Source organism: Streptomyces sp. SID11385, assembly GCF_010548245.1.
Classification (GTDB): domain Bacteria; phylum Actinomycetota; class Actinomycetes; order Streptomycetales; family Streptomycetaceae; genus Streptomyces.
The window spans coordinates 1-8,174 of the sequence record NZ_JAAGLR010000144.1; the positions used below are offsets into that span (position 1 = coordinate 1).

Genomic DNA, 8,174 nt, shown 5'->3' on the forward strand with positions numbered 1-8,174 from the left:
CGCCCCGTACGCGGAAGACCACGGCCGGGGGACGCGAGGCCCGGCCACCGCCGCCGCGGCCGGCCGGGGCCGTCAGCGAGGGAAGGACGTGACCAGGGGGCCCGTGGTGAAGGTGCCGCCGCAGACCTGGATGCCGGCGGTGTCGGTGGAAGTGACGGCCTTGGTGTTGCCAGGCGCGTACACCTTGATCTTCGCGGGCTCCGCCGCGCAGTCGCCGCCCGTGACGCCCTTCCCGGGCGTCTTCACCACGGCGTGCGCGCTGTCGCCGTTGTCCAGCACGACGTTGCCGACCGCGCCGCCGTCCTGCGAGCGGGTCGCGGGCTTGCCGATCTGCTTGCCGTCGCCGTCGAGCAGCGACAGCCCCGCGTAGCCGCGCACGGCGCAGCGCCCGCCGGTATTGGTGAGCCGCAGGTCGTAGTACTCGCTGTTCATCTCCGAGCCCTTGGCGACCAGTTCGACCCGCAGATCGTCGGCGGTGCAGTCGGACCGCGGAACGCTCGCGCCGGGGGAACCGGAGCCCGCCTCCGCGGCCGGGGACGAGTCCCCGCCGTCGCGGTCGGAGGCGGAGGGCTGGGGATCGGACGGCGGGGAGTCGGAGGCGTCCCCCGAGGTCGCGGCGGCGGGAGCCGCGGCCGTGTCGTCACCACCGACTCCGCACCCGGTCAGGCCGAGGACGCCCGCCAGGGCCACGGCGGCGAGCAGTCCGGTTCGTGTACGCGCGTTCGTCATGATCGCCTCTTTGCCTCTCGTGCGGGGAACATGCGGACTCTCACTGTGATGACGCCCGGAACGAAAAAGTTCACGCCGCCCGCGTTCCCGTACGGGCGACGGTCCCGCGCGGCCCGCGCCCCGGCCGCCCCGTCCGCCCCGGCCGCCCCGGTCGAACGCCGGCGCGGCTCCCCGAACGGCGCCGGTCACGCTCCCGCTGCTCCCTGGAGAAGCCCCCGCGGCGTGTCGTCGCCGAGCATGTCGTACAGGTCCCGCGCCCCCGCGTTCGCGGCCTCGCTCCGCACGAACAGCTCCCGCTCGTACGTGTCGAGCGCGGCCTCGGCGTCACCGGGGTGCGCGGCGAGCAGCCGGGCCAGTTCGGCCCCGTCGTAAAGGGCCAGGTTGGCGCCCTCCCCGTTGGGCGCGGCCAGGTGCGCCGCGTCGCCGAGCAGGGTGACGCCGGGCCTGCGGTCCCAGCGGTGCGCGACGGGCAGCGTGTGGATGCGGCGCAGTACGGGCGGGGTCTCGCCGTGCGCGACGAGGGCCGTGAGCCCCGGCGCCCAGCCGTCGAACTCGCGGACGATGCGCGCGGTGGCGGCGGCCGGGTCGGTGAAGTCGATGGCGTCGAAGAACTCCGCCGGCCTGCGCAGCATCACCCACGTGTGCAGATTCCCGCCGCGCTCGCGATGGGCCAGGATGCCCTTCCCCGGTTCGAGCACCATCATGGCGCCGCCGCCGACGAGCGCGGCGCTCTCGGGGTGCCGCTCGTCGCCGTCGAAGAGGTGGGTCTCGACGAAGGAGATCCCGGTGTACGCGGGCGTCGCCGCCGAGAGCAGCGGGCGCACCCGCGACCAGGCGCCGTCCGCACCGACCAGCAGCCGCGTGACGAGGGTGGTGCCGTCGGCGAAGGCCACCTCGTGGCGACCGTCCCCGAGCGCGCGGACGCCGGTGACCTTGCGGCCCCACCGGACGGTTCCCCGGGGAAGCGAGTCGAGCAGCATCTGCCTCAACTCGCCGCGCTGCACCTCGGGTTCGTCGCCCGTGCCGTCGTCGGGCGCCTCGAAGAGGACTTCGCGGGACCGGTCCAGGAGCCGCATCGCCTGGCGGCCCTCCAGGACGAGCCGCCGGAACTCCGCCGTGAGACCGGCCGCCGCCAGCGCGGGCTGCCCGGTGCGCGGGCGTATGTCGAGCAGGCCGCCCTGAGTACGGGCGGACGGCGAGGTCTCGGCCTCGTAGACCTCGGCCGGGATGCCGTGCACGTGCAGCACACGGGCCAGCGCCAGGCCGCCCAGCCCGGCTCCGACGATGGTGACGGGTGTCGTCATGGTGGTCCTCCTCGGTTCGGTCGGCGCCCCTGATCGACTGCTTGGATCGCCACTCCAATCAAGCTAGCACGCGGAATGGATTGCCGATCCAACCGTGGGACACTGGGGGCATGGCGAAGAATCCGGCGGACGGACCGGCGCGGGCCCCGCGCCGCACGAGCGGCCTTTCCAGGGACCTGATCATCAGGACCGCGATCGAGATCCTGGACGAGGGCGGCGAGAGCGCGCTCACGATCCGCGCGCTCACGATCCGCCTGCGCACGGGGTACGGCGCGCTCTACCACCACGTGTCCGACAGAAACGACCTGCTCACGGGCGCCACGGACGCGATCATCACCGGCGTCCTGTCCGGCACGGCGCCGGAGGCGGACCGGCTCGGGTCCGGCACGGAGACGGACGCCGACCCGCGCGCCTCGCTGCGTGCCCTCGCCCTCGGCCTCTTCGACGCGGTCGAGGCCCACCCGTGGGTCGGCCGGGAACTCTCCCGCGAGCCGTGGCGACCCGCGCTCCTCGACTTCTACGAGGCCATCGGCCGCCTGCTCGACGCCCTCGCCGTCCCCGACGAGGCCCGCTTCGACGCGGCCGGCACGTTCATGAGCTTCGTCCTGGGCGCGGCCGCCCAGAGCGCGGCCAACGCGAGCCACCTCGCCACCGCCACGACGGACCGCGACACCTTCCTCGCTGCCACGGCCTCCCGCTGGACGGACCTGGATCCGGCGAAGTACCCCTTCGTCAGGGCCACGGTGACGCGCCTGCGCGAACACGACGACCGCGAACAGTTCCTGGCGGGGGTGGACATCTTCCTCAAAGGGATCGCGACGGAGGGCTGACGGGGGGCTTCCCGGCGGCCTCGCGAGAGAGGGCTCCCGAAGGGAGTCGCGGGGCGGTGCGACGCCGGCCGCCCGGCCTCAGGTCCTCAAAAGATCTTGCCTGGGCAGCACGGACACCAGTCATAATGCGCTGGTGGGACATCTTCCTGTCGACGTGCGTGCTTCATTCCGGTTCTTCGCCTTCTTCTTGGCCAACGGCACCATCGACGTTGACCTGCTCGACGATATTGACTACCGGCCGTCTCTTTTCGAGTTCGGTTCGCCGTTGGAGCAGGTCTTCGCGATCTATTGCAATGTGCTGGAAATCGGCGCAGACGGCGAGGTGCTGAACGACGGGGACGCGCAGTACCGTGCCGCACAGTGGATTCGCCGCTACTGCGACCCGACTTACCAGGTCGAACCACCGTTTCAGGCTTGGGAGACCGAACTCCACGGTCCGCGAATGAGCGCGTAGGTCTCGCGGGACGTCACACCCGCATCAGGAGCGCTGCGAGTGTGACGGCTGCTTCGCAGGGCTCCGGGTTCGGGGATGGTGTGCCCGATGCCGCTCCGACGCATCCAGGTCCGGATGGCGCGGGAGCTGTAGCCCTTGTCCCGGCCCGGGGCGGGGAACCCGTATCGCCTCCATCGCCGAGGTGAACTGGGCGCGGTCGTTGGTGTTCCCGCCGGTGAGCGTAAAGGCGGGCGGCCGGCGCCGTGACAGGCCACATGGATCTTGCTGGTCGGGCCGCCCGAGGCCGGGGTCGCTCAGCCCTCTTTTCGGGCGCCTGCGGCGTGCTGGTGGGCCCGCGCAACCGTGGAGTCGGCGCAGACCAGCCAGTCGATGTCCCCCGCCGCGTCGGCTGCGACTGCGTGGCTCGCCGCATGGCCTCGAACGCGCCGTTCGTGCCCGGCGGCGGAATCGGGTGTGCAGCGTGGCCCAGGGCCGTACCGATCCGGCCCGTCTCGCCATTAGTTGAAGACACCGCTCAGCCGGAAGGGCGGTGGGGCCCGTGAGGAATCCCCCGGCCTAAAGGGGCTTGACGACGCTGCGCAGGAAGTCCGAGAACGGCGCCGCCCCTACGACCACGACCGGCCCACACCCCGCCAGTTTGCTGTCCCGCAGAGGAACGAGGCCACTCGGCAGACTGAGGGCGACTTCTGCGCAGTTCCCGCCATTGGCGTTGCTGTAACTGCTCTTCGTCCAGCGGAGGCCGCTCGCTTCGTCACTGGTCATCCCGGCCGTACCTCTCCGTCGCATGCCGAAGGCCACCTCAGCACGGGGATACCACGCCGAAATGGCCCTCAAACCCGCTCGGTTGCGTCAGCGGGACGCAGCGACGCTCTCCAGGAAGGCCGAGAACTGCGCGGCGCCCACGGTCAAAACCGGGCCGCCCGCCACCTTGCTGTCACGCACGGGGACGACGCTGCCGGGGAACCCGAACCCGATTTCCACGCAGTTTCCGCCGTTGCCGTTGCTGTAGCTGCTCTTCACCCAGGTGACTACGGTTGCGTCGTACTTGGTCATCCTGGTCGTACCTTTCCATCGCGTCCCTGATCAGGGCGGCGGACTCCCGGACAGACAGTGCGTCGGCCCTCAGCGCATCATAGGCAAGGCCGTGCTGAGCGAGCACCTTCGGATCATCGTTGAAGTGAGCGCTGTTGAAAGACTCCGAATACAGCCACCGGTGCCCGTCGGGAAGAGTGATGAGTGACATCGGCAGCACCGGCCGCGCTATGCCGTACTGCCCGGCCGGAGCGACGTGAATGAAGACGTTTGAGAGATGGCCACTCTCCAGGAGTCGCCGACACTGGTCACGCATCACCGCAGGGCTACCGATCGCGGTGCGCAAGCAGCTTTCGTCGAGCACGACCACCAAAGCCGGGCCGTGCCGGGTCGTGAACCGCACCTGCCTGCTCACGCGTGCGGCGACCCGCACCTCAAGATCCTCGTGGTCGCCATGCAGGGTATGAATCGCGCGAATGTAATCCTCGGTTTGCAGCAGACCGGGCAACGTCTGCGTCGCGTACTCGTATACCGAGGTCGCCTCCGCGTCCATCCTCGCCCTCCGTTCGAACCAGTCCGGATGGTGCACCTCCGCGTACCAGTCCGTCTCCTCCCAGAGTTTGACCAGCGTCCCGTCCGCCCCGAGGAAGCGGTCCGCGTCCTCCACGTGCCTGCGGTCGGGCACACGATTGCCCGACTCGAACCGGGAGACGTGGGAGCGGGAAACGCTCATCGCCGCCGCCAGCTCCTCCTGTTTCTTGTCGGCCCTCTCCCGGTAGTGAGCGAGGATTCTGCCGAAAACCTCCGGTGCCGGGCGAGAGGGCTTGCTCCCTTCCACATTCCTGAGCCTCTTCACCCTCGACGTGCGGGTCGTGTTGGTCATCCGGGCCCCTTTTCCTCGTGTGTCACTCGCTCCTGACACACACCGCGCCTTGCGCCGCCGCCTCTCCGAAGGCGACGATCCAGTCACCTTCGGTAGTCGTCGCGATTCTCATATCAGGATGTATCACCACACAAGGGACGCGCAGAGGATTCACTCAACAGAGCGACAGCAGGCCGGACTTGGCCCCCGCGACCGTCAGCCCGCGCCGAACGCCCCGGCCAGTACGCCGAGGTACGCGCCCGCGAGGAGGGCCGGGCCGAAGGGGATCGCTGTGCGGCGGGTGGCTTTGCGGAGGGCGATGAGGACGAGGCCGTACAGGGCCGCGAGGAGGAAGCCGGCGAAGACGCCCAGGAAGAGGGCGCCCCAGCCGTACCAGGTGAGGGCGAGGCCGAGGACCAGGGCGAGTTTCACGTCGCCGAAGCCGAGGCCCGAGGGGCTGATGAGGAAGAGGACCGCGAAGACGCCCGCGAGGGCCACCGCGCCGAGGAGGGCGCGCGGCCAGCTTCCCGCGTGTTCGGGGTGGAGGGCGGCGAGGCCGAGGAGGGCGGCGGCGAGGGGGGCGGTGGTGAGGGTGAGGGGGTCGGGGAGGCGCTGCACGCGCAGGTCCGTGCGGAAGAGGAGCACGCCGGGCGGCGCGAGCAGGAGCCACACGAGCAGTTCGGGGCGCGGGCCCGTCGCCGCCGCGAGCAGCGCGCACACGAGCGCCGTGCCGAGCGCGTACGGGTACGGGGACGGGCCGTGCCCGGCCGCGCAGGCGCGGACGCCGACCCATCCCCGTACCGGATCGCCCTCCGCGCACACCGCGCTCCACGGCTCCCCCGCCGGGACGGCGAAACGGTGCGCCGCGCGCGGCAGGAACGCGCCCGCGAGCGCGCCCCACACGGCGGCGCAGACCGCGAGGAAGGCGGGCGAGGAGGCGAGTCCGGCGGCGGAGGTCATGCGCCGACCGCCGGCGCGGGGGCCTTCGGCATCAACACGCCTGTACGGGAGTGCCGCTCGCCGTTCACGCCGTTTCCGCCCCGCCGGAGGCGACCCCACCGGAGGCGGCCCCACCGGACGCCATCCCGCCAATGGCACCCCCACCAGAGACACCCCCACCCGGCGCACCGCCGAGGTCCCCCGCCCCCGGCAGCAGTTCGTCCAGCAACGCCGCCGTACGGGGCGGGAGTCCGCGTGCCCCCGAGCGGTTCGCGAACTCGGCCGCGAGGGCGCGGAGGCGGGGTTCGTCGCCCGTCGCGTGGACGGCGCGCAGGAGTTCGTTCCACAGGCGTTCGTCGGTGCCCGCGCTCACCAGGGCGCGTTCCAGGGCCTCGGCCGCTTGCGGGGCGCGGTCGCGTTCCAGGTGGAAGGTGGCGAGCGCGAGGCCGATGTCGGCGACGAGGAGCGGGAGTTGGGCGTCGACGATCTCGTGCGCGAGCCACCCGTACCGGCCCGTGGGCCGTTCGGCGAGGAGCGGGCCGCGCACGAGGCCGAGCGCGTCGGTGAGGAGCCGGCCGCGTACCGCGCGGTCGTCGGCGCCGCGTCCGCTCGTCGCCTCGTGGTAGAGGGAGCGGAGCACGTCGAGGTCGGAGACGACGGAGGCGTCGAGGACGAGGCGGCCGGTGGCGTCCTCGCGCAGGCGCGGCGTGCCGTCCTCGCCGGTGCCGAGCCAGTCGCGCAGCCGTGCCACGGTCGCCTCGCGCACGTCGTCGCCGACGCCGCGCGGCCAGAGCGCGGAGGCGAGGACGCGCGGGTGGACGCCCTCGCGGTGCAGCAGGAGGAGGGCGAGGGCTTCGCGCAGGAGCGGGCCGCGCTCGTCGTCGGGCGCGTCGAGGCCCATGAGTTCGTAGCGGCCGACGAGGCGCGCGTACACCGAGGGGCGGCCCTGTTCGCTGATGTCGACGAGGAAGGGCGGGCGGTGGGCCACGGCCGGGCCCGCGGGGTCGTCGTCCCCGCCGCCACCGCCGAAGGCGTCGGCTGCCGCGAAGAGGCGGGCCACGGCCGCGTGTTGGGGGGCGGGGAGGAGCTGGGCGTCCAGTTCGAGGCCGAGGAGCGGGGCCAGGAGGCGGCCTTCGGGGGTGATCTCCATCTCCCAGGCCGCGCCCGGCAGTTGGTCGCTGCCCACGCCGACGAGGTAGCCGATGCCCAAGCGGGCCGCGTCGCCCGCGAGTTCGGCCAGGCGGGCCGCCTGTCCGGCGTCGGGTTCGGCGGCGAGGAGGACGAGGTGGGCGGCCCAACCGGCGTTCTGGGCGGGGCCCGTACGGCCCGTGAGGACGGAGTCCGCTCCCGCCGCGCCGAGTCCCGCGCGGCGGCTCGCGGTCTCGGCCTCCATGACGTCCAGGAGTGCCGCGACGTCGTCGAGCGGGCGCAGGCGCGAGGGGGCGAGCGGGACGAGGTCGGCGCCGAAGCCGACGAGGGTCACCGTCATACGGTCCGACCAGCCGTTGGTGGCGAGTTCGGCGGCGACAGAGGAGAGCACGGCCTGCCGGTCGGCGGGCGCGCCCGAGAGCGAGACGAGCCCGGGGACGGCCTCCAGGTTGAGGAGGAGGCGCGAGCCGTCGTGCGCGCCGAGGCTGACGAGTCCCGGGTACGGGGCGGCCTGCGGCTCCTCGTCGGCGGGTCCGGCGGAATCGTCCGATTCACCTGAAAGTACAGGGAGTTCGCGGCCTTCGAGGCGCCAGAACGTCTCGTCCTCGCCGTGGGTCCAGGGGGCGGGGGGCGGCCCGGCAGGTTCGGCGAGCTGGAGGTGGAGTTCGTCGGTGCCGAGCCAGGCCGCGTAGACGAGGGGCAGCGGGCGGCCCTCGGCGGCGAGGGCGCGGGCGAGGGAGCGGAGCGCCTGGTCGAGGAAGCGGACGGCGCCCGGGTCGGCGCCCGCGAAGAGGGCGTCCTGCACGTCGGCCTCGTCGCCGCTCGGCGTGGGCAGTTCCATGCCCCGGCGGCGGCCCGCGACGGCGGTGGCCGCC

General features: G+C 72.5%; 9 protein-coding genes and 1 pseudogene. 2 read left to right on the forward strand and 8 right to left on the reverse strand.

Annotated features, from left to right (window positions below):
* Window positions 1-72: 72 nt before the first annotated feature.
* Complete coding sequence (locus G3I42_RS04545; RefSeq protein WP_164282575.1) at window positions 73-729, reverse strand: DUF4232 domain-containing protein; 657 nt, start codon at window positions 727-729, stop codon at window positions 73-75.
* A 185-nt stretch (window positions 730-914) separates the two neighbouring features.
* A complete protein-coding gene (locus G3I42_RS04550) occupies window positions 915-2,033 on the reverse strand; it encodes an NAD(P)/FAD-dependent oxidoreductase (RefSeq protein ID WP_164282577.1) in 1,119 nt (372 codons plus the stop codon).
* Window positions 2,034-2,143: 110 nt separating this feature from the next.
* On the opposite strand from G3I42_RS04550, the gene G3I42_RS04555 reads away from it, so the two are divergent.
* Entirely contained in the window at window positions 2,144-2,863 is a 720-nt protein-coding gene (locus G3I42_RS04555) for a TetR/AcrR family transcriptional regulator C-terminal domain-containing protein (RefSeq protein WP_164282579.1), read from the forward strand.
* A gap of 133 nt (window positions 2,864-2,996) precedes the next feature.
* Window positions 2,997-3,317 (forward strand): hypothetical protein, encoded by a 321-nt coding sequence (locus tag G3I42_RS04560; protein ID WP_164282581.1) that lies wholly within the window; start codon window positions 2,997-2,999, stop codon window positions 3,315-3,317.
* 68 nt (window positions 3,318-3,385) lie between these two features.
* On the opposite strand, the pseudogene G3I42_RS37380 reads toward G3I42_RS04560, so the two are convergent.
* The 6 genes and pseudogenes from G3I42_RS37380 to G3I42_RS04585 all read right to left on the reverse strand — a co-directional run.
* A pseudogene (locus G3I42_RS37380) lies at window positions 3,386-3,706 on the reverse strand (transposase); the annotation flags it as partial.
* A gap of 166 nt (window positions 3,707-3,872) precedes the next feature.
* On the reverse strand, window positions 3,873-4,103 hold the full coding sequence (locus G3I42_RS04565; RefSeq protein WP_239096258.1) for a DUF397 domain-containing protein: 231 nt from the start codon (window positions 4,101-4,103) through the stop codon (window positions 3,873-3,875).
* A 63-nt stretch (window positions 4,104-4,166) separates the two neighbouring features.
* Window positions 4,167-4,298, reverse strand: coding sequence for a DUF397 domain-containing protein (locus G3I42_RS04570; RefSeq protein WP_343244454.1), 132 nt, complete (start codon window positions 4,296-4,298; stop codon window positions 4,167-4,169).
* Window positions 4,252-5,232, reverse strand: a complete 981-nt coding sequence (locus G3I42_RS04575; RefSeq protein WP_164282584.1) for a helix-turn-helix transcriptional regulator — start codon at window positions 5,230-5,232, stop codon at window positions 4,252-4,254. The genes G3I42_RS04570 and G3I42_RS04575 overlap by 47 nt, the downstream gene beginning before the upstream one ends.
* A gap of 195 nt (window positions 5,233-5,427) precedes the next feature.
* Window positions 5,428-6,171, reverse strand: coding sequence for an A24 family peptidase (locus G3I42_RS04580; protein WP_164282586.1), 744 nt, complete (start codon window positions 6,169-6,171; stop codon window positions 5,428-5,430).
* A 64-nt stretch (window positions 6,172-6,235) separates the two neighbouring features.
* Window positions 6,236-8,174, reverse strand: a 1,939-nt coding sequence (locus tag G3I42_RS04585) for a bacterial transcriptional activator domain-containing protein (RefSeq protein ID WP_239096259.1), incomplete at its 5' end; no start/stop codon positions are given.